15 protein-coding genes are annotated in these 21124 nt (G+C 69.7%); 5 read left to right on the forward strand and 10 right to left on the reverse strand.

What is annotated here, in order from left to right; genetic code table 11:
• Positions 1-4: 4 nt before the first annotated feature.
• A complete protein-coding gene (locus tag J0I47_RS13865; RefSeq protein WP_294047559.1) occupies positions 5-529 on the reverse strand; it encodes a DUF177 domain-containing protein in 525 nt (174 codons plus the stop codon).
• Complete coding sequence (locus tag J0I47_RS13870; RefSeq protein WP_294047754.1) at positions 526-1029, reverse strand: ubiquinol-cytochrome C chaperone family protein; 504 nt, start codon at positions 1027-1029, stop codon at positions 526-528. The genes J0I47_RS13865 and J0I47_RS13870 overlap by 4 nt, the downstream gene beginning before the upstream one ends.
• Before the next feature lie 108 nt (positions 1030-1137).
• Between J0I47_RS13870 and bamE the strand changes: the two genes are divergently transcribed.
• Both bamE and J0I47_RS13880 read left to right on the forward strand, forming a co-directional pair.
• The gene (gene bamE / locus J0I47_RS13875; RefSeq protein WP_366810190.1) at positions 1138-1620 is read left to right on the forward strand and encodes an outer membrane protein assembly factor BamE; all 483 of its coding nucleotides are present in this window, start codon (positions 1138-1140) and stop codon (positions 1618-1620) included.
• A 261-nt stretch (positions 1621-1881) separates the two neighbouring features.
• Positions 1882-2322 carry an RcnB family protein gene (locus J0I47_RS13880; protein ID WP_294047560.1) on the forward strand — a complete coding sequence of 147 codons (441 nt, stop codon included), beginning with the start codon at positions 1882-1884 and terminating at the stop codon, positions 2320-2322.
• A 286-nt stretch (positions 2323-2608) separates the two neighbouring features.
• Here J0I47_RS13880 and pbpC read toward each other — a convergent pair whose 3' ends face one another.
• Positions 2609-4810 carry a penicillin-binding protein 1C gene (pbpC, locus tag J0I47_RS13885; RefSeq protein WP_294047561.1) on the reverse strand — a complete coding sequence of 734 codons (2202 nt, stop codon included), beginning with the start codon at positions 4808-4810 and terminating at the stop codon, positions 2609-2611.
• Positions 4811-4965: 155 nt separating this feature from the next.
• Complete coding sequence (locus tag J0I47_RS13890) at positions 4966-10704, reverse strand: MG2 domain-containing protein (RefSeq protein ID WP_294047562.1); 5739 nt, start codon at positions 10702-10704, stop codon at positions 4966-4968.
• 392 nt (positions 10705-11096) lie between these two features.
• Between J0I47_RS13890 and J0I47_RS13895 the strand changes: the two genes are divergently transcribed.
• The 3 genes from J0I47_RS13895 (at position 11097) to J0I47_RS13905 (ending at position 14984) form a co-directional block, all read left to right on the forward strand.
• On the forward strand, positions 11097-11999 hold the full coding sequence (locus J0I47_RS13895; protein WP_294047563.1) for an OmpA family protein: 903 nt from the start codon (positions 11097-11099) through the stop codon (positions 11997-11999).
• Positions 12000-12159: 160 nt separating this feature from the next.
• Entirely contained in the window at positions 12160-13932 is a 1773-nt protein-coding gene (locus tag J0I47_RS13900) for a DUF885 family protein (RefSeq protein WP_294047564.1), read from the forward strand.
• Between the two features lie 74 nt (positions 13933-14006).
• Positions 14007-14984 carry a quinone oxidoreductase gene (locus J0I47_RS13905; protein WP_294047565.1) on the forward strand — a complete coding sequence of 326 codons (978 nt, stop codon included), beginning with the start codon at positions 14007-14009 and terminating at the stop codon, positions 14982-14984.
• Positions 14985-15073: 89 nt separating this feature from the next.
• Here J0I47_RS13905 and J0I47_RS13910 read toward each other — a convergent pair whose 3' ends face one another.
• From J0I47_RS13910 to J0I47_RS13935, 6 genes are all read right to left on the reverse strand, one after another.
• The gene (locus J0I47_RS13910; RefSeq protein WP_294047566.1) at positions 15074-15802 is read right to left on the reverse strand and encodes a hypothetical protein; all 729 of its coding nucleotides are present in this window, start codon (positions 15800-15802) and stop codon (positions 15074-15076) included.
• A gap of 139 nt (positions 15803-15941) precedes the next feature.
• Positions 15942-16535, reverse strand: coding sequence for a DedA family protein (locus J0I47_RS13915; RefSeq protein ID WP_294047567.1), 594 nt, complete (start codon positions 16533-16535; stop codon positions 15942-15944).
• Positions 16532-16912 carry a hypothetical protein gene (locus J0I47_RS13920; protein ID WP_294047568.1) on the reverse strand — a complete coding sequence of 127 codons (381 nt, stop codon included), beginning with the start codon at positions 16910-16912 and terminating at the stop codon, positions 16532-16534. The genes J0I47_RS13915 and J0I47_RS13920 overlap by 4 nt, the downstream gene beginning before the upstream one ends.
• Complete coding sequence (locus J0I47_RS13925; RefSeq protein WP_294047569.1) at positions 16909-18171, reverse strand: arsenic transporter; 1263 nt, start codon at positions 18169-18171, stop codon at positions 16909-16911. The genes J0I47_RS13920 and J0I47_RS13925 overlap by 4 nt, the downstream gene beginning before the upstream one ends.
• A gap of 16 nt (positions 18172-18187) precedes the next feature.
• The gene (locus J0I47_RS13930) at positions 18188-19456 is read right to left on the reverse strand and encodes an MFS transporter (protein WP_294047570.1); all 1269 of its coding nucleotides are present in this window, start codon (positions 19454-19456) and stop codon (positions 18188-18190) included.
• An 88-nt stretch (positions 19457-19544) separates the two neighbouring features.
• Positions 19545-21038 (reverse strand): DUF4403 family protein, encoded by a 1494-nt coding sequence (locus tag J0I47_RS13935; RefSeq protein ID WP_294047571.1) that lies wholly within the window; start codon positions 21036-21038, stop codon positions 19545-19547.
• Between the last annotated feature and the right edge of the window lie 86 nt (positions 21039-21124).

The raw sequence follows: 21124 nt of genomic DNA on the forward strand, positions 1-21124 counted from the left end.
CCGGTCAGCGCCCGGCGAGCTTGTCCTTCAACGCGGCGAGTGCGCCGAACGGCCCCGCTTCCTCCTCGCTCAGCACGCCAGCATCGCGCAGTGCCGCCTCGGCGCCGGGACCGCGCGGGAAGGGATCGAGCGCGAGCGCCATCGTCTCGGAGGCGGTCTCGCCCAGGTCGATCGCGCCGCCGTCACAGGCGATCACGTCGAGATCGCCATCGGCGAGCTCGACCTCGTCCACCCCCGATTCGCTCGCCTCGACGAAGCGCAGGGCGACGGGCTCGTCGACCGTGGCGGCGATCGGATCGCCGGTGATGCTGCACGCCTGCGTGACGGCGGCCTGCACGCGACCCTCGGCGACGATCCCGGCGGCGTCGCGACGGAGCGTGAAGGTGCCGGTCAGGCGGTCGATCGCGACCAGGTCGAAGCGGCGGGCGAGGGCGGTGCGCTCCGCCGCATCGGCGTCGATCGTGACCGCGCGCGGTTCGGCGCCGATCGTGTCGACGCGCTCGATCCGCGAGAATTCGGGGGCGGTCACAGCAGGTCGCCCGCCAGCAGCGCCGACGTCGGCATCGTCGCCAGCGCATCGCGCAGCGCCGTCAGCGAATCGGCGACGTGCCGTACCGCCCCGGGCTCGGGCGATTCGCCGCGATAGAGGTTGCGGACCAGCGCCGGCGCCAGATCGCCCGCCGCCAGTCCGTCGCGATACGCGCCGAGCCGGCCGCCCAGCATCCCCATCATCCGCCCGACATGCTTGCCGACCAGCAGGTCGCCGATCCCGATCTCGCGCAATTGCGGGTCCATGTCGTCGACGAACGCTTCCGACAGCTGAGTCGAGGCGCGCACGCCGGCGGGATCGTCCTCCAGCCGCAGCATGACGATCGCCAGCACCGCGGCGATCATGTCGAACCGGCCGTCGATCGTGTCGGGCACCGCGCCCGCGAGATACCAGTGCGGTTGCCGCGCCCTGGCGACGACCGCGCGGTACAGCGTCGCGGTCTCGTCGCGCGATTTCCTGAAACGATCGAAGATTCCCATCATCTCGCCATAAAGTGGGCGGCCTTGTGCCACGCCGGTGGTTTCCATATTGAGGCGATCGGCGCGCGATGCAACGCGTCGGGTGACGCGTGGGCGCAGGAGATACGAATGATGAAGGCTGGCCGGATCGCGGGAAGGGTCGCCATGGCGGCGGCACTGACGCTGGTGGCGAGCGCCTGCGTGCCGCTCAGGTCCCACCAGGGCTATATCATCGATGCCGATCTGGTGAATTCGGTCCAGCCGGGCGTCGACAACCGCTCGTCGGTCCAGCAGACGCTGGGCACGCCGACCTTCGCCAGCCAGTTCAACAAGGGCGAATGGTATTATCTGGCGCGCGACAGCCGCAACCTGGCCTATCGCAACCCCAAGCCCGCCAGCCAGATCACGCTGAAGATCGCCTTCGACGACAAGGACGTCGTGTCGAGCATCACGCGGACCACGGTCGATCAGGTCGCGCAGGTGACGCCGTACGGCAAGACGACCCCGACGCTCGGCCGCAAGCGCGGCTTCTTCGAGGATATCTTCAGCAATATCGGCGCGGTCGGGGCGGGCACCGGGGCCGGCCAGGGCGGCGGCAGCGACCAGCCCTAGGTAAGGCGAAGGCGCGGCGACGCCCGCGCCGCTCGCGTAGCGATCGCCTTGCCCGGACGGCGGACGGACGCAGTCCGATCCGGCCGACGACGGCGGCTTCGCCGCCGGCGCCGCTCCTGCTCCAACGAGCACGCGACACATCGTTACAACCCTGTCGCCAGCCTGACTCGCCTATTCGCGGTCCGTTCAGTCCGCCCCGCCTAGATCGTCTCCCACGGCGACGCATGGTGCGCGTCGTCACCAAGCCATGGAGAGTCGATCATGCGTACATTGATCCTGACCGCCCTCGTCGCCGCGACCGTCCTGCCGGTCGCCGCCCAAGCCCAGTCGTACGGCGACATCCAGCGTGACCGTCGCGATATCCGGCAGGACCGCCGCGACCTGCGCGAGGACCAGCGCGACTATCGCCAGGACATGAACCGCCGCTGGGGCGACAATGACTGGCGCGGCTGGCGCGACCAGAATCGCGGGCTGTATGCGCGCGGCAACTGGCGGGCGCCGTTCCGTTACTATGCGTTCCGCCCCGGCGTGCGAATCGCCCCGGTCTATTACGGCGGCGCCTATGTCGTCGCCGATCCGTGGCGCTATCGCCTGCCGCCCGCCGGCTACGGCCAGCGCTGGGTGCGCCACTATGACGATCTGTTGCTGGTCGACATGCGGCGCGGCATCGTCGTCCGCGTCATCAACCACTTCTACTGGTAATCACCGGTAGAGGCCGACGCCCGGGCGTATTCAATGCCCGCCCGGGCGTCGCTGGCCGGCCAAAGTTGACGAACTTGACGGGGGTACGGCCCCCGTTCGGGCGTCGCGGATCGGCCAAAGTTGACGAACTTGACGAGGGTACGAGCCCCGGGCGGTGGCCGCCGCGCCGCGCATGACGGGGCGCCGACCGTGCCGCGTGCATACGCGGCATCACGATGTTCCTTCCGGCGCTGTCAAAGATCGCCGGCCAGCATGACGGCCGCGATCCAACATTGGAAGCGCGGCGTCAGCGCATCGTGAAGACGACCTGATCGACCACCTTGCCGCCCAAATCGAGCAGCGCCAGCCGGTGCCGGCCGCGCCCCGGCAGGATCAGCGGGGCCGCCGCCGCATCGCCCAGGTCGCGATCGTCGAGCTTCAGGTGGTGCGCCGCCGCGTCCCCGGTCACCGCCACCGCCAGCCGCTGGCGATCGATCGGAATGTCGGGATCGAGCGCGTAGATGCTGCCCGACACCGGATTGGCGATCTTCGGCCGGCGCGATTCGCCGGGGGCGGCGGCGATCACGCTCATCCCCGTGCCGGCGAGGAAATAGTCGCGGCGCGGCTGCTCGATGTTGTCGGCGAAGCGGATGCTGCGCGCCTCGATCCCGCCGGGCATCGGCGGCTGGCGGCTGGGTCGCCCGGCGTGGAGCGCGAGCATCACGTCGCGCCACACCGGCGCCGCGCCGCTGGTCCCCGACACCGCGCGCATCGCGTCGCCCTCGACATTGCCGACCCACACCGCGACGGTGAACCTGTCTGAGAAACCGACGCACCAATTGTCGCGCATCGCCTTCGACGTACCCGTCTTGGCCGCCGCCCAGAACGGCAGGCGCAGCGACGAATCGAGTCCGAACGTGACGGCGCGGGCGTTGGGGTCGCTCAGCATGTCGCCGACGATCCACGCGGCCTGCGGCGTGGTGATCGCGCGGCCGGCCGCACGCGGATCGCTCGCGGTCAGCCGCCACGGCGCCCAGCGCCCGGCATTGGCGAGACTGCGATAGGCATTGGCCTGTTCGAGCAGCGACACCTCGGCCGACCCCAGCGCCAGGCTGAACCCGTAATAGTCGCCGTCCTCGACCAGCCCCTTGTAGCCCGTGTCCCACAACCGATCGCGAAACGCGTCGACCCCGACCAGCAACAGCGTGCGTACCGCCGGCACGTTGAGCGACCCCGCCAGCGCCGACCGCACCGACACCGGCCCCTTGAACCCCTTGTCGTAATTCTGCGGCACGTAGAGCCCCGACGCGGTGTCGAGCTGCACCGGCGAATCGTCGAGGATCGAGGCCGCGGTCAGGTAACCGCGCTCGATCGCCTGCGCGTAGAGGAACGGTTTGAGCGTCGATCCCGCCTGGCGATAGGCGGATGCGCCGTCGACCGCCGGCGCGGTCGAATTGCCGCCGATCCCGCCGACATAGGCCAGCACGTCACCGGTCGCATTGTCGAGCACCACCACCGCGCCATCGCGCGCGCGGCTGCCGCCCAGCTCCAGCAATTGCCGTTTGAGCGCGACGATCGCGATGCGCTGGATCGCGGCGTCGAGCGTCGTGGTGACGCGCAGGCCGGGCTTGGTGAGCAGGCGCGCGGCGAGATGCGGGGCGAGGCCGGGGTCGAGTTGCAGGCTACGCGCGGGGCCGGTCATCGCATACGCCTCACCCTCGAACCGGCTGCAATCGCTATCGTGCGACACCGCGCAGGCGCGGCGCGCGATGGCGGCGGGGGCGGCCTGTGGTTCGGGCAATAGCGCGGTCAGCATCACGGCGTCGTCGCGGCTCAGCGCATCGGGAGTCTTGCCGAACAGCCCGAGCGCGGCGGCACCGATCCCCTGCGCCTCGCCGCGATAGCCGGCGAGGTTGAGGTACGCCTCCAGGATCTGGTCCTTGCGCCACGCGCCGTCGATCGCCCAGGCGGCGCGCATCTGACGCAATTTGTCGAGCCAGCCGCGCGCGCCGGGCCGCGCGAGGTCGGGCGCCAGGAACCCGGCGACCTGCATCGACAGCGTGGAAGCGCCGCGCGACGGCTTGCCCTCGACGCGGTCGCGCAGAGCCGCGAAGCTCGCCAGCCAGTCGACGCCGCCATGGCTGTAGAAGCGGTGGTCCTCCGCGGCGACGATCGTCGCGGGCACGGCGGGCGCAACATGATCGAGCGGCGTCCAGGCCAAGCGGCGGCGCTCGAAATCGACCCGCGACGAATCGATCAGTACGCCGTGGCGGTCGTACAACCACGCCTCGGACGGGCGATAGGCGGCGCGGACGCTGGCATAATCGGGGATCGGCGGCGGGTAGGTCAGGTAGTCGAGTACGCCGAACGCCGCGACGACCGTGCCGATCGCGACCCACGTCCAATGCCGGCGATTGCGCGGGCGATGCGCGACGAGCCAGTACCAGGTGGTCGCGAGCACGTCGTTGACGCGCGCCTCGATCGCGCGGACGCGGCGCCAGAGGTTCATTGCCCGCGCCTTCACCTTACCACTCCACCCCGGCGAAGGCCGGGGCCCAGTATCGACGAAAGAGCGGCGGCGCGACGCGCCCGGTTATGAAGGACATCGCAACTGGGCCCCGGCCTTCGCCGGGGTGGCGCTCATCTCAAGGATGTCTTTCGGCCTCACTGTGCCGCGATCACGAATGGCGCGTTCGGCACCTGCGCGCGGATCGCGGGGGAGTACATCGCCTCGACCCGGCTCGCCGGTATATTGAACGTGCCCGGTCCGTTCAGCCGCATCGTGTAGGCGACCGTGAACTGCCCGCGCGGGACCCAGCCGAAATAGCCCTTCCACGCATCGCGCTGGCGCTCGACATAGCTCGGCTGGACGCCCTGGCCACCATCGGCCTGGAGCATCTGCGACTGGTTGGCGAGGTCACCGATGATCGTCGCGCCCGCCGGGATCGGGTCGTTGACCACCACCCAGTTGCGTTCGGCCGAGGCATCGACGGTGATCGTCACCTTGACGACATCGCCGCGCGTCCAGCGGCCGGCGTTACGCTGGCTGACCGCCTCGACCTTGCGCGTCATCCGGTAGCCGGCGTTGAGCGGCTGGGTCAGCGGCACCGCCGCCGACAGCGACACCGTCGCCCACGGCCCCGCCCCGCTCGGCTGGCGCAGCCACAGCGGCATCGCCTGCGCCGGCAGCGGGAAGCTGACCAGCCGCTGGTCGGCGGCGAGCGGCCACATCCGCGTGACCGACTGCTGGCCGAGCGACAGCGTGGTCGGCCCGGTGATCGCGCTGGCCGGGTAGAGCCCGCCGAACTTGCGCGCGGCGACCGCGCCCCAGGCATTGGCGGTGGTCGTGTCCCAATGCCCACGGCGCTGGCGCAGCGCGACGCCGACCATCATCTTCGCCGCCTCGTCGTTCCAGCCCGGCCGGCCGAGCGTCGCGACGACCGCCTTGATCGCCGCCTCGTCCTCCGACGACATCAGCCACCACGCGGCCTTGTCGCCGTCGCTTAGCTGGAGCTCGGTCCCTTCATAGACCAGCCGCTTGCGCAGTTCCGCCTCGACCTTGCCCTTCAGCGCGGGGGCGTTGGCGAGGCCCGGCACCTTGTCGAGCGCGACGAGATAGTCGGCGAGACTCGCGGTCGGCATCTCGAACGGGTTGATGCCGAGCTGGCCGAGCATCGCCGGGGTCGCGGCGCCGGCGCGGGCCAGGGCATTGAACGCGGCGAGTCGACGGAGCCGCGGATCGCCGTAATCCTCGTGCCGCAGCCGGCCGTCGAGCACCGCCTTCATCGCCTCGACCATGCGCGTCTTGTTCGCCTCCGGAATGGCGAGTCCGGCATCTGAAGTCAGCGACAGGACGTAGGCGGTCAGCGCCTCCGACCCATCGAGCGAGGCCATCGGCCAGTAGCGGAGCAGCCCGTCGCTCGCCTGATAGGTCGGGATCTCGCTCGCCAATTGCGTCCAGCCGGCGGCATCGCCGATCGCGACGATCCGGCTCAACCGCTGCTCGAAACAGTCGTACGGATAGGCGAGCATATATTGCCGCACGCCCTCGAGCGGGGGCGCCAGCGTGTCGGACAGCCGCACGTCGATCACCCCGCGCCCGGGCAGCGCGCCCGCCGGCGGCGCGATCGGGATCGAGGTGTTGGGACCGAGCCGCGTCAGCGTCGCCGCCCACATTTCGGTCGGGACCGCCTCGACGATATCCTGCGTCGTGGTCAGCCGGTCGACCGCCTTGCCGTCGGCCGAGCGCGCGCTGACCGTCCATTTGAGTTGCCCCGCATTGGCCGGCGCGGTCAGGTTCCACGCGACCGGTGCGGCGCCCCCGGCCGGGATCGTCACCGTCAGCGGCTTGCCGGTGGCGATCGCCGGCGACAGTTCGACGGTCGCGGTCACCGTCATCGGCTTGTCGGAGCCGTTGCGGAGCGTGAAGCCCGCCGCATAGTTATCGCCGGTGCGCACCAGCCCGGGCAGCCCGGCATAGACCGTCAGGTCCTGCGCGGTGCGGATATCGGTGCTGCCCGTCCCGAACAATTGCGCGCCGTCGGTCGCGATCGCCACCAGCTTGAAGGTGGTCAGCGCGTCGTTGAGCGGGACGGCCACGCGGGCATGGCCGTTCGCGTCGAGCGGCACCTCGCCCTGCCACAGCAGCACCGGCTGGAAATTCTCGCGGTTGAGCCCCGACAGGTCGCCGCCGCCGCCACCGCCGGCCTCGACCGCTTTCTTGCCGTAATGGCGCTTGCCGACGACCTGCGTCTGCGCGGTCGCGGTCAGCACCGACAGCGGGCGATCGCCCATCATCGCGGTCAGCACGTCCCAGCTATCGTTGGGCGCGAGCTGGAGCAGCGCCTGGTCGACCGCGACGAACGCGACGTTGGCGGTGCGCGCCGGCTTGCCGTCCGGACCCTTCACCGCGACGTCGACCTGCGCCGTTTCGCGCGCGGCATAGCGCTGGCGGTCGGCCTTCACGCTGACGCCCAGCGTGTGCGTTTCCCACCCGACCTTCACCTTAGCGATGCCGAGGCGGTAGCTCGGCTTGGCGAGGTCGACCAAAGCGGTCGGTTCCTGTTCCTCGGGCGCCGGCGCGACGATCCCCAGCGTCTGGCCGAGCCCGCGCAGCCAGCCGCCGTTGCTCGTTGCCACGCGCCCGCGCACCGCCATCACCGACACGTAGCAATCGGGCGCATAGCCGCCGGGCATCGCGACCTCGACCACCGGATTGTCACCGGTCAGGTGCGCGACGAAGCTCGACAGCACGCCCTCGCGCTCGACCGTGACCAACGCGGTCGCCTCGCGGAACGGCATGCGCACCTGGAACTTGGCGATGTCGCCCGCCTTGTAGCTCTGCTGCTCGGGCACGACGTCCATGCGGTCGCCATTGTCGCCGCCGAACCACCATTCCTTGTCGCCCGCCAGCCAGACCGAGCGCACCGCGCGCGCGACGTTGCCGTTCGCGTCCTTGGTCGTCGCGACGATATAGACCTCGCCCGACACGCCGGGGTCGATCTTGCACTGCGCGGTGCCGAGCGTGTCGGTGGTCGCCGAACAGCTTCCCGAAATCCGCTTGGTCGTCATCTGGTTGTCATAGGCGTAGAAGCCGCCGATCAGCCGCCGCCGCGCGGTCAGGATCTGGCGGCTGTAGAGCGCGACCTGGATCGCTTGCCCCTTCACCGGCTTGCCGGCGGTGTCGAGTGCCACGAACTTCAGCGGCAAATCGTCCTGCTTCATCAGCCAGCCGTCGGTCCTGACGCCGAGCTGCACCGCCGAGGGGAAGATCGGGATTCGTTTCGACGCGGTCAGTACTTCGCCGTTCGCGTCCTGGTAATCCATCTCGACCAGCATATCGGTCGCGCCGTCCAGGCCGGGCACGTCGACCGCCTGTTGCCGGGTGCCGTCGCCGCCCAGCGTGACGGGAATGGTCTGGGTCGGGGGCAGGGGCGTCGCGGTCTCCTCGCCGTCGCCTTTGAGCGGTTTCGTGCCCTCCTGCACGTCGGCGCCGCCGAACGTGTAGCCGTCATAGCCATCCGGCGTCGCCGACCGCCCGAAATAGCCGATCCGCATCTCGACCGGCAGGTTGGACGCGCCGCCGCCCGCGAGGTAGCCGACGAACAGGTCGAGCGGCAGCGAGCGCGGGCGCACCGCGGCGTCCTTCGGCCCGGTCACGCTCGCCCGCATCGTCGGCAGTTTGTATTCGTCGACCTTGAACGACTGGCCGGTCGAAATCTTGGTGACGTTGTCGACCACCACCGACAGCGAATAGTCGCCCATCGGCGCGCCCTTGGGGGCGGTCCATTCGGTCTCGCCGATGCCGTTGGCATCGATCTTGAGCGGCAGGTCGAACGTCGTGTCGGACCCGGTGTGCGACAGCCGCAGCGTCCCGGTGAACCCCGCGCCGATCGAGAAGCCCGATCCGTCCGGCTGGCGGACGATATGCTTCATGTGGATCGTCTCGCCCTGGCGGACCAGGGCGCGGTCGAACACGGTGTGGAACACCTCGTCGGACTTCGAATAGCCGTAGGGCAGGTCGAAGTCGAACGGGCGGATGCCTTCGCCCCAGGCGGTCAACGTGAAGCTGTAGTCGCCGTCGGCGCGGGCGGAGACCATCAGCGGGTGGCTGCCGCTGTCGTTGCAGCCGCCATAGGTTTCGGGCTCGGGCAGTCCGGCCGGGATGAACACCGCGCCCGACGCGTCGGTCGTGCCCTTCGCCAGCAATTGCCCGGTGCAGCTGTCGGTCACCGCCACCGCGGCGTTCGCGACCGGCTTCGCGCTGTCGAGCGCGGTCACCCAGGCGAGGCTGCGCTCGCGGCCCCATTTGAAGTGCACCGCCATGTTCGTGACGAGCGCGGCGGTCGCGACGTAGCGCGTGCCGGCATGGCCGAGCAGCGCGCGGCCGAGCGTCGGGCTGGCGAGTTCGACGACGTAGAAGCCGGGTTTCGCGAGCGGGATGCCGACGACCTCGAAATCCTTGCCCTTGCCGGGCAGGGGGAGGGACACGCCCTGGCCGGCGTTCGACCCGTTGAGGATCGGCGTCTCGCCGGTATGGTTGACGCGGGCGACGACGTCGTCGCCGTGCTTGATGTCCTCGATCCTGGTGTCGTCGGCCGCATCGACCGTACGCAGCCACTCGGCCACCTTGCCGTCCGACGCGTCGATCCGCAGCATCTGGCCGCCGATCGCGAGCTTGCGCGATTGCAAAGCCGGTTCGACGTTGCGCACTGTCACCGGCAGCACGCCGCCTTCCTTCAGTTCCAGGATACCGAACCCGGCGGCGAACTTCACCAGCGGCGGCGCCTGATCGAAGCGGATGTCGAGCGGGAAGCGCTCGCCGTTGGTCAGCGGGCGGCCGCTCTCGTCCTTGACCCCGGCCGGGATGCTCAGCCTGGCGGTGGTGGCGTAGGGGAAGGGGGCGGCGAAGGTGATGTCGCTGATCGTCGCCGCTTTCTCCTCGTCCTTGTCGAAGGTCGGCTTGATCGTGGTGCCATCGGCGGCGGTGATGCGGACGTCGCGCGCGACGCTCATCGGCACCGGCGCGGTGAAGCGCAGATACGCCTTCTCGACCGGATTGCATCCGGCCTGCGCGTTGACACGGCTGCATTCGAAGCGCGCCGCGAACGGCTTGCGCACCGTATAGTCGAACCGCTGATCGGCGCCGGCCAGCTTGCCGCCCGCGCTCGCGATTCGGCCCGACCAGACCAACGCCATGTCGTGCCCGGCGGGCAGCGGCCGGCGGCATTTCAGCGCGATCACCCCGGCCAGCATCTTCTGCGCGTCGGTCGCGCTCGCCGGCACCTTGTCGGGCAGCCCGGCATTCTCCAGGAAGCTGCTGACGTTGTAGTCGTCGTGCATCTGGCCGAGCACCTTGGCGGCGGTATCGGCGGGCAGGACGTCGACCGGGATCTTCTCGCCCAGCCCCTCGACCGAGCAATAGGCGTTGGCGGCGACGCTGGCCGGGGCGGCAGGCAGGTTGGCGGCGACCAGGAACACCTGGTCCTCCTCGATCTCGCCATTGCCGCTCGTCGGCAGCACCGCGCGGGCGATCGGTCCGCCGGCATCGACCGTGAAATGCTGGCCGGCGGCGAGCGCGTAGCCCGACACGCTCTTGACCCCGGTTTTGGTCGTGAACGCGCAGGTGGTCCCGCCGGGCAGGCCCTTCTCGAACTCGTAGACGAAGGTCTGCTGGTCGGCCCAGCGGCCCTGACCGCCCACGTCGCACTTCACGTCGAACGGCGACGCGGCGCGCGGATCGCCCAGCGGCACCATCGGCTGGCTGAAACGCACCGTTAACCGCTCGATCGCGCCGTCGCCGACTCCCGGCGTCGCCATCGTGATCTGCGGCGCATTGTCGCCGAACGCCGCGAACGGAGCCAGCACGAGCGCCACACAAGCGAACCGCATCGCGAGCTTCATCGCATCCCCTCCGTGGCGTCGATCGAGTGTACGCGATGCTAGCCGACGGCGCGATTCAGTCTAGCGGAAATCATAGGCGGGAAGAGGGTTCGGGCGCGAAATTTGTCGGGCGCTTGGCTGGCCGACATACACCCGCCGAATACAACGCCTTCGGGGTGAATCCGTATCGCATGAGAGGCCGGCGTTCGGGAGATCGATTGCGTGCATCAAGCCCGCCGACTCGACGGAAATGCGGTGGATGGCGACGCAGCACATCGGTCCGTCTTCTTCGTTTCGGCGCACGGGTCGCTCCAGCCACCCGCTAAATCGACCGTTTCGCCCGCCGCATTCATCTGACGGACAGGTTAGGCTGAACACCCGGACTCCACCGAATTCGCGAAGAGGAGTCTTTCATGCGTGGAATTTCGAAGATGGCGGTCGCGCGCGTCGCGATCGTGGCGGCGGCCATGACCGCGTCGGGCGGCCTGTACGCACAACAGCAGGATACTGCCGCCCAGCAACAGCCGGCGGTGCAGGCGGAGGCCAATCCCAGCGTCATCGTCAACGGCCGGCGGGCGCCCGCCGGGCCGGATATCAAAGGCGTCATCGTCGCGCGTAACGGCGACAAGCTGAAGATCGCCGCGGCGGACGGCAGCAGCACGACCGTCGCGGTCGACGATCAGACGCGGATCCGCGCGGGTGGCGGCCTGTTCGGCGGGCGGAGCAAGCTGGCGGCGGACTCGCTGCTCAACGGCTTGCCGGTGACGGTCAAGACGCAGCAGCTGGACGGTGGCGACGCGGGCGGCGGGCTGGTCGCGCGCGAGATCAGCTTCCGCAAGGGCGACCTTCGCACCGCGTCGATGATCCGCAACGGCACCAGCCAGCGGTTCGACGAACAGACCGCCGCGACAGAAGCGCTGCGCGGCCGCATGGGCGATATCGACAAGTACAATATCAAGAGCACGACGAACGTGCACTTTGCGACTGGCAAGGCGGACCTGTCGCCGTCCGACAAGGCGAACCTCTGCGCCACGGCCACCCAGGCGCAAGGCCAGGAAAACGCGCTGATGCTGGTGGTCGGCTACACCGATTCGACCGGCGGCGACGACCTCAACCAGCAACTCAGCGAAAAGCGCGCCGCGCGCGTCATCAACTACCTGCAACAGGCGTGCGGATGGAAACCGTATCGCATGCTGACCCCGACCGGCATGGCCAAGGCCGATCCGCTGGCCAGCAACGACACGCCCGACGGCAAGGCGCAGAATCGCCGCGTCGCGGTGAATATCCTGGTCAGCAAGAGCGTCGACGGGTTCTGACGCGGCGATGGTCGGGTCGGGAACGAGCGATCGGTCCTGACCTGACCTGCCGGCCCGAGCGTCGCATGATCTGGAGCGCAGCCGCGTTGACCTGATGCGAGCGGCCGGTCATCTTCGCCGGATGACCAACCTCTTGTCCCGCCGTGAAACCTTGATCGGCATGACGGCCCTGTCGGTTGCGGGATCGGCCCATGCCGCAGCGCCGGCCGATTCCGCCGCGGCCCTGCTCGACCGCCTGACATGGCAGTTGCTCGACCTCGTTCCCGAACGGGCCACCGGGCTCGGCGTCGACAGCGGCGCGCATACGGACTTGCGCCGCCGGCTGGAGGATCGCTCGCCGGCCGGTATGGCGGCTCGCCAGCATTTCCTCACCCAGGCGTTGGCCGAGCTCGCGCGGCTGCCCCGTGCCGGGCTCGATCCCTCGACCGCGACCAGCATCGCGGTGGTGGAAAGCGCGTTCCGCACCGCGCTCGACGGCATGGCGCTGCCCTATGGCGTGGCGACGATCGGCGAGTGGCGCAACACGCCCTATGCCGTCGTCCAGAACGTCGGGTCGTGGCTCGACGTGCCGCAGATGCTCGACGGCGATCAGCCGATCCGCGATGCGGCCGATGCGGAGGCCTATCTCGCCCGTCTCGCCGCGATGCCGGCGCAACTCGACGGCGAGACGGTTCGTATCCGGCAAGCGCGCGGCCTGGGCGTGGTCCCGCCATCCTTCCTGCTCGACAAGACCGTCGCTGGCATGACGCGGACGCTCGCCGAAGCGGCGAAGGCCGATGGTCCGTTGATCGGGCCCTTGGCGCGCAAGGCGGCGTCCATTCCCGGCGACTGGACCAATCGGGCGGCACGGATCGTCACGTCGGCGATCATCCCTGCGCTCGACCGCCAGCTCGCCGAATTGCGGGCGCAACGTGCCGTCGCCACCGATGCGGCCGGCATGGGCACGCGGCCGCACGGACCCGAATGGTACGCCTGGGGCTTGCGCGCGGGCACGACAACTCGACGGAGTGCGGCCGACCTGCACGCGATGGGCCGCGCGCGGCTGGCCGACCTGCAAGCGCAGATGGACGCGATCCTCCGCAAGGAGGGCCTGACGCAGGGCAGCGTCGCCGAACGCGCGATCGCCTATCAGCACCGCCCGGGCATCGGCTTCCCCGATGGCGACGAAGGGCGGCGCCAGATCGTCGCCTACATGCAGGGTCGTATCGATGCGATCCGTCCGCGCCTGCCGCTGGCATTCCGTCGTCTGGCGCGCGGCAACCTCGAGATCCGGCGCATGCCGCTCGCGCAGGAGCCGGGCGCGCCGGCTGCTTATGGCGGTCCGGGCACGATCGACGGGCGCGTGCCGGGCAAGGTGTGGGTCAATCTGGGCGACCCCTCGATCCACAATCGCGTCACCATCCCCGACCTCGTCTATCACGAAGGCATTCCGGGCCACGTCTGGCAGGGCGAATATGCGCAACGATTGCCGCTCATCCGGTCGGTGCTCGCGTTCAATGCCTATTCGGAGGGTTGGGCGCTCTATGCCGAGCAACTCGCCGACGAACTCGGCATGTACGAGGGCGATCCGGCCGGGCGGCTGGGCTATCTGATCGGACTGGCCTGGCGCGCGGTGCGGCTGATCGTCGATACCGGCATCCACGCGATCGGCTGGTCGCGCGACCAGGCGCTCACCGAATTCATCGCCGCCACCGGCCTGCCGCGCAGCAATGCCGAAAGCGAGATCGATCGCTATTGCGCCTGGCCGGGCCAGGCCTGCGGGTATGAGGTGGGCCGGGCCGAGATCGTCGCGCAACGCGCGCGAGCGCAGGCCGCGCTCGGACCGTGCTACGACCTGCGCGATTTCGATCAGGCGGTGGTGGACGGCGGCAACGTGCCGCTCACCGTGCTGGGCGATAACGTGTCGCGCTATATCGCCGCTACTCGTCGATAGGGCGCATCGCGGCGCGTCGAATGCGGGATTGCGCCGTTGAGGCGGCGTCTGCCGACTTTTTTGAAGGAGCAACCATGGCACGCGTCGCACGGATCACTCGGCATGGCGGGCCGGAGGTCATCGAATGGGTCGATACCGAGCTGCCCGAACCCGGCGCGGGCGAGGTGCGGGTGCGGACCGTCGCGGTCGGGCTGAACTTCATCGAGGTGTATCAGCGCACCGGCCTCTACCCGCTGAAATTGCCGAGCGGGCTGGGCGGCGAAGCGGTCGGGGTGGTCGAGGCGGTGGGGGCGGACGTCGCCGGCTTCGCGGCGGGCGACCGGGTCGGCACGGTCGGGCCGAGCGTCGGTGCTTACGCCACGCATCGCAACGTACCCGCCGCCGAGCTGATCCACCTGCCCGACGATATCGACGATCGCACCGCGGCGGCGATCCTGCTGAAAGGCGCGACCACCGAATTTCTGATCGAGCGCTGTGCCAGGGTGCAGCCGGGCTGGACCGTGCTGCTGCATGCCGCGGCGGGCGGGGTCGGCCACCTCGCGGTCGGCTGGTTGAAGGCGGTCGGCGCGACGGTGATCGGGACGGCGGGCTCGGCCGACAAGGCGGCAAAGGCGCGCGCGGCCGGCGCCGACCACGTGATCGAATATCGCACCGAGGATATCGTCGAGCGCGTCCGCGAGATCACCGGCGGCGCGGGCGTCGACGTGTCGCTCGACGGTGTCGGCGCGGCGACCTGGCAGGCGTCGCTATCGTCGGTCAAGCGCCGCGGGCTGATCGTCAGCTTCGGCAATGCGAGCGGCCCGGTCACCGGGGTGGGGCTGGGCACGTTGTCGAGCCACGGCTCGCTGTTCGTCACGCGCCCGACCCTGTTCCATTACTACGCGACCCCCGACGAGCGCGAGGCCGGGTTCGCGCGCGTGTTCGAGATGGTACGCAACGGCGCGATCACGCCCGAAATCGGCCAGACCTTTCCGCTCGAACAGGCCGCCGACGCGCATCGCGCGCTGGAAGCGGGCAGGACGGTCGGCGCGACGTTGCTGTTGCCGGCGTGAACGATCGCGCAACCCTCCCTCTCCCGGTGGGAAGGGTGAGGGTGGCTCGACTGGCGGGGTGACCGAGGCAGCGCGGCCGAAAGCCCGCCCTACTGCCCCGACCCGTCATCCTCCGGCGCCGGCGGCGCGTTCGATTTCGCCGGCTTGCTGCCGAAGCTGATGAGGATCTTGACCCAGGCGCGCGGGATCGGCTGGCCGCCGCGGCGGGGCGGGCGGACCAGGAATTGCCACGACGCCAGCCGCATCGCCCGCGCCAGGCCGGAGCCGAGCGGCTCCTCGCCCAGCTGGCGGCAATTGTCGACGTGGTAGCGCTCGGCGGTCTGGCACGCGATCAGCGCCCAGCTGCCGGGTGGCGCGCCGTGCGGCAGATAGCCGTTGAGTTCGGCATCGGTCGGCTCGCGATACCATTCGACGGGGTAGAGCGGCTGGCCGCCCGGTCCTTCGCTGGGGCCGTAGGGCGCCTTGCTGTCGCCGCTGTCGCTGCCGGCGTCGTGATGGCCGAGCTTGCCGATATCCGCCGCGCCGAGTTCGATCGGCAGCACGCCCTTCAACCCGCCGGTCGCGGGCGGCGTGGTCGGAGCGGGGCGCGGGATCGGGAGGGGAGGCGGCGTCGGTGGCGCGGCGGACGCGGCCGATGCCGCGCTGTGCTTGGGCGTCGCCTTCTGCGCGGGTTTCACCGCTTCGGTCTCGCCGCTGTCGGGCGCGAACGAGAAGGTCGTCAGGTGGCGGTCGTCAGGCTTGCGCCGCTCGTACGGCGCCCACAGCAGCAATGCGATCAGCAGCGCGAGCTCGATCGCCAGCGCGAGGGCGAACGACATGGCGCGGCGACGATCGGGAAACATCCGAGTGATCGCATCGCGCATCGCGGCTGGCCGGTAGGCGCATGGACGCGCGACTGCAATGGCGTTTGATTTTTAGGCGGTGCCGGCCCGCTCCAGCACGCGCCGCCGCCAATCCTCAGCCCCTGACGCCGCTCCGCTTGAACAGTTTCCACCCGATCAGCGCGACCGCGAGCAGGCCGACCACCACCCAGGCCAGATTGCCGAGGATGTCGGCGATCGCCTGCACCTGGTCGCTGAACGCGCGGCCGAGCGAGACGTAGATCAACAGCCACAGCAATTCGCCGACCACGTCGATCATCACGAAGCGCGGCCACGAATAGCTCGACAGCCCGCTCGTCACGTTGATCCACGGACCCAAGGGGCCGATCAGCCAGCGGCTGAAGAAGATGCCGGGCCCGGCCCATTTGCGTGAGAACGCCTCGGCCGCCTCGACCTTGTCCGCCCCGCCGAAGCGTCGTGTCGCGCGATCGACCAGCGGACGGCCGCCCCAATAGCCGATCGCATAGCCGACCTGATCGCCCGCGACCGCTCCCGCCGTGCCGACCAGGACGACCGGCCAGAAGTCGAGGTCGCCCTGCGCCACGAACGAGCCCAGCGCGATCAACGTCAGCGAGCTCGGGAACGGCACGCCGACCGACACCATCGCCATCAGCACGAACAGCACCGGCATGCCGTACGTGGTCAGCAGTTCGAGAAGTTGTCCGCTCATCGGGGCGTCGGCGTCGCGGTCGGTCGCGGCGGCGGGCCGGGCGGGGGATAGGGCGGGCGGACATGGACGATCGCGTCAGTCAGCTTCACGGCGATCGCCGCGACCGTCGTGCCGCGATCGTGCGCGATACGGCCGATCGGGCGATGGTCGGGATCGGGCGGCAGGCCGAGCGCCTGGTGCAGGATGTGCGGCGGCACATGATAGGAATGCGCGACATAGCCGAGCGTCATCCAGCGCTGGATCGGCTCGTCGCGATGCTGGCTCCAGTAGATCGTGTCGTAGGTGACGCGCGCGACGTGATAGCCGGTGAAGGCGAGCGCGGCGACGAAGGCGGCGATCAGCAGCGCGCGCCAGCGGCGGGACGGAGTCTCGGTCATCCGATCAGGATGCGCGCGCCGAGCGCGAGCAGCAAGGCCGGCGGCATCGTCACCGCGCCGACCTTCAGGAACCGCCAGAAACCGACATCCTGCCCCTCGCGCCGGATCGCGGTCAGCCACAGGATCGTCGCCAGACTGCCGGTGATCGACAGATTGGGGCCGAGGTCGACGCCGATCAGCAGCGCGTCGGTGACGAGCTGGGGCGGGTGCGCCTGCTGGATCGTGGTGCTGGCGATCAGGCCGGCGGGCAGGTTGTTCATCAGGTTCGACGCGACGGCGAGCGTCGCGCCGGCCACGCCCGCCGTCGCCTGCGGCGCGGTGGCGGCCGCGTGGTGCAGCGCCTGCGCCAGCCAGTCGATCACGCCGGTCCGCCCCAGCGCCTCGACCAATATGAACAGCCCGGCCACCAGCGGCAGCACCGCCCACGACACGCAGCGCAGGATCGGCAATGGCGACGATCGGCTGCCGATGCAGACGACCAAGGTGGTCGCGATCCCGGCGAGGCAGGTCGGCAGGCCAAGCGCGCGGTCGAACGCCGACACGGTGACGAGCAACGCCGCGGTCGCGACGATCCCGATCAGCGCGATCAGCCCGCCGCGCGACAGCCGCGATTGCGGCAAGTCGCGGGCGCACCCGCTGCCGAGCGAATCGCGCTCGACCCAGCGCAGCATCGCAAAGGTAGCGCCGATCGCCAGGACCGACGGCACCGCGAACGACGCCAGCCAGCTGCCGAGCGGGGGCATCTTGCCGCCATACAGGACGAGGTTGGCGGGGTTGGAGATCGGCAGCACGAAGCTCGCCGCGTTGGCGATCAGCGCACAGGCGAACAGCAACGGCAGCGGCTTCGCCTTCGCTTTCGTCGCGGCGGCATAGACGGCGGGGGTCAGCACGACCGCAGTCGCGTCGTTCGACAGGAAGATCGTGACGATCGTCCCGACCCCGAACACCAACGCGAATAGGCGGCTGGTCGAGCCCCCGGCGGCGTTGACCGCGTGCACCGCGACCCAGTCGAACAGCCCCTCGCGCCGCGCCGTCTCCGACAACAGCATCATGCCGATCAGGAACAGATAGACGTCGCCGCCCTTCAGCACCGCCGTCCACGCCGCGCCCACCGGCATCAGCCCGACGATCGCCAGCAGCACCGCGCCCGCCACCGCCCACACCGCCTCGGGCAGCTTGAACGGGCGCACGATCACGCCGGCGGTGGCGACGAGGCAGATCGTCCAGATCGCGATAGTGGCGACGGTCGGCGCGATCATGCCGCCAGATATCCGCTCACGCCGCCAGCGGCTTCAGCTTGGCGTCGGGCCGCCCGGCACAGGCCGGCTTCAGGATCGACGCCGCGCCGATCCACAGCGCGACCGACCCGAGCGCGAACCCGCCCAGGATCAGGAAGGTGACCGGATACCCCAGGAAGTGCACGATCCATCCCCCGATCGCCGGGCTCAGCGCCGCCCCGACGCCCTGCACCGTCATCACCGCGCCCTGACCGACATTGACGCGCCCGGTCCCCGCCAGGATGCGCGCGACCAGCCCGGGCACGGCGACGCTTTGCAGCCCCGCGGCGATGCCGTCGAGTACCTGCACCGGAAAAACGCCCCACGAGGTGATGAAGCACGACGCCAGCACGCCGCGCACCGGCAAGATCAGGAAGGTCAGCAGGATCACCAGCCAATAGCCGCGCCCCTCCGCCATCCGCATGCCGCAGATCGCGGTCACGATCATCACCGCCTGCGCGACGACGATCATCTCCGCCGCGAACAGCGCCGGGTTGACGTGCGTCTTGGCCACCGCGAGCGTGTAGAGCGGCAGCAGCGCGCCGTTGCCGAGGTGGAAGAAGGCGAGGCTGGCGGCCAGGATCAGCAGCGGCTTGTTGTGCAGGAGGATCTTGAACCCCTCCGCCTTGCCGTCCTCCGCGTCCTCGTCGTCCTCGTCCTTTTCCAGCCCGCGCGCGGCCTGATGGTCGATCTCCTTTTCCGGGATCAGCAGCACCGACACGATCGCCAGCAAGCCGAACAACGCGGCGAGCAGGAACACCGCGCCGAACCCGAACTTCCATCCGAGCAGGCCCGACAGCCCGGCACCCACCATGTTGCCGGCGTGGTTCCACGCCTGGTTGCGGCCGTTCTGGCGATTGAAGCCCTTCTGCCGGACGATGCCGAGCGTGATCCCGGCGACCGCCGGGCCGATGGCGGCGCCGGCGATCGCGGTCGCGACCTGCGACAAGGCGACCACCCAGGTCGCCTGCGAGAACCAGATCAGCGACGAGGCGAGCACGGTGAAGATGCCGGAGACGATGACGTACCACCGCTTCTGCTTGGTCGAGTCGATCAGCGCGCCGGCGGGCGCGGTCATCAGCATGCCGGCGATCCCGCCGATCGTCATCACCGATCCGATCGCCCCGGTCGCCCAGCCCTTCCCCTGGAGGAACACGCCGAGGAACGGGCCGATCCCCGCCTGCATGTCCGCCATCGAGAAGTTAAGCGCTTCGAGCGCCCCGCGGGCACGAGCGGACCCGCGCAGTTTCGTCGCCTGTTCGCCCACCGTTCGACCCCGTTAGTTACGCATCGGGCCAAACTACGCGCGTCGCGGCGATAGGCTCCCGAAATCCCGACCTTGATGAAAATTGGTTTTACGGTCGTCCGGGCAGGTCGAGCGTGATCGCCGCTGTACCTTTGCCGGTAACGGCCAGGTAGACGCCTTGTCCGGTCGCTTGCAGCGCGCCGGTCCGCACGTCGTCGATATGCGCGCGCAGCACGAACTGGCCGACGCGCTTCTGCGCCAGCGCGGTGCCGATCTTACCGAGCAGGCGATCGTAATCCTTGCCGAAATTCTGCGTCAGCGCGTCGGCGATGGTGTCGCTCAGGACGGGTGCATTGACCAATTTGATGAGCAGGCTCGACCGCGTCGAATCGGTGACGCCGGCGACCGACAGGTCGGCGAAGCCGACGCGGCGGCTGTTGGGCTGGTTGATCGGGCGTGCGGTCAGCCAGACGGTGCCGTGCGAGGCGCGCTCGCCGGGGCGATTGGCGCTGAACGTCACGCCGACCGCGATCCGGCCACCGGACGTCCCGTACATCGTCACCGACCCGAACTGCGCCAGGACCGGGCCGAGACCCGGCACCTCGAACGGCCGCGCCGACCGCCTGACCAACGCGCGCATCAGCACGGGTTCCAGCTCGTGATAATCGGCGATCACCGGGATCGCGAACAGGACGTAGCCGGGCTTCTCGTCGAGCGGCTTGACCGGCGGCAGCGGGATCGGCGCGGGGTCGGCGGGGCGCGGACCGACGAACGTCTCGGTCAGGGCGGTCATGCCGAGTTGCAGCACCAGCCGGTTGCCGCTGACGCGATAGCCGCCATAGCGCAGGTCGCGTGGGCTGATCCGCATCCAGACCGGCGGGTCGGCGTCGTTGAGCTCGAGCGAGGTGAAGGCCGACCGCCACGCCTCGGCCACGCGATCGCGCACCGACAGCTTGCGCAACTCGCGCGGCAGCGTCCGTTCGAGCCGGGCGATCACCCCCTTCAACTTGGCGTCGGCCTTGTCGGTGAACTCGATGCGGCGGCCCAGGAAATCGATGTGCGGCGCGTCGGTCCAGTCATAGCTGATCGAGACGGTGCCGCGCGGCGACCAGTCGGACGCGAGATCGAGCCGGATCAGCGCGCGGACGCGCGCGTCGGCGGTCGCGGTCTCACGCTTCAGCACGCCGCCGATATCCTGCGCGCTGACGACGGCGTGGAGCGGCATCGTCACCTGGATCGTCCGCCCGCTGCCCGACAGCGCCAGCGCGCCGCGCGTCACCCGGCCGACGATGCGGCACTTGATCGTCGGCGTCTTGATCCTGGCGAACAGGACCTTGACCTTGGTCGAGGGCACGCAGACCTGGCCCGGCTGGTCGATCGTCCACAGCGCGCGCGGCACCGCGCGTTCCAGCGCCTTGCTCAATTCGCCGAGCGGCGCGCTGATCGGGACCGCGATGACGGAGGTTTGCGGCGGCACGACGATGCGGTCGTTGGCGCGCGGCGGCGCCTCGCGCGGCACGCGCCACACCAGCCACGCGGCCAGCCCGCCGATCGCCGCGACCAGCACCAGCCCGACGACCGCAATGATCCGGTGTATCGACATCGCATCCCCCAACGCGTCATCGCGCGTCGGGAGCCATGCGTAAATCGCTTCTGGTCCGGCCCGATGTGGGACGGCTCCTATAGCAT

This window comes from Sphingomonas sp. (assembly GCF_017304635.1).
GTDB lineage: Bacteria > Pseudomonadota > Alphaproteobacteria > Sphingomonadales > Sphingomonadaceae > Sphingomonas.

Bases quoted from the DNA above. Each gene is read 5' to 3' on its own strand.
- J0I47_RS13870 (WP_294047754.1), bottom strand. From the start codon at position 1,029: ATGGGAATCTTCGATCGTTTCAGGAAATCGCGCGACGAGACCGCGACG.
- J0I47_RS13925 (WP_294047569.1), bottom strand. From the start codon at position 18,171: ATGATCGCGCCGACCGTCGCCACTATCGCGATCTGGACGATCTGCCTC.
- J0I47_RS13880 (WP_294047560.1), top strand. From the start codon at position 1,882: ATGCGTACATTGATCCTGACCGCCCTCGTCGCCGCGACCGTCCTGCCG.
- pbpC (WP_294047561.1), bottom strand. From the start codon at position 4,810: ATGAACCTCTGGCGCCGCGTCCGCGCGATCGAGGCGCGCGTCAACGAC.
- J0I47_RS13910 (WP_294047566.1), bottom strand. From the start codon at position 15,802: ATGTCGTTCGCCCTCGCGCTGGCGATCGAGCTCGCGCTGCTGATCGCA.
- J0I47_RS13895 (WP_294047563.1), top strand. From the start codon at position 11,097: ATGCGTGGAATTTCGAAGATGGCGGTCGCGCGCGTCGCGATCGTGGCG.
- J0I47_RS13935 (WP_294047571.1), bottom strand. From the start codon at position 21,038: ATGTCGATACACCGGATCATTGCGGTCGTCGGGCTGGTGCTGGTCGCG.
- J0I47_RS13905 (WP_294047565.1), top strand. From the start codon at position 14,007: ATGGCACGCGTCGCACGGATCACTCGGCATGGCGGGCCGGAGGTCATC.
- J0I47_RS13915 (WP_294047567.1), bottom strand. From the start codon at position 16,535: ATGAGCGGACAACTTCTCGAACTGCTGACCACGTACGGCATGCCGGTG.
- J0I47_RS13920 (WP_294047568.1), bottom strand. From the start codon at position 16,912: ATGACCGAGACTCCGTCCCGCCGCTGGCGCGCGCTGCTGATCGCCGCC.
- bamE (WP_366810190.1), top strand. From the start codon at position 1,138: ATGATGAAGGCTGGCCGGATCGCGGGAAGGGTCGCCATGGCGGCGGCA.
- J0I47_RS13900 (WP_294047564.1), top strand. From the start codon at position 12,160: ATGACGGCCCTGTCGGTTGCGGGATCGGCCCATGCCGCAGCGCCGGCC.
- J0I47_RS13890 (WP_294047562.1), bottom strand. From the start codon at position 10,704: ATGAAGCTCGCGATGCGGTTCGCTTGTGTGGCGCTCGTGCTGGCTCCG.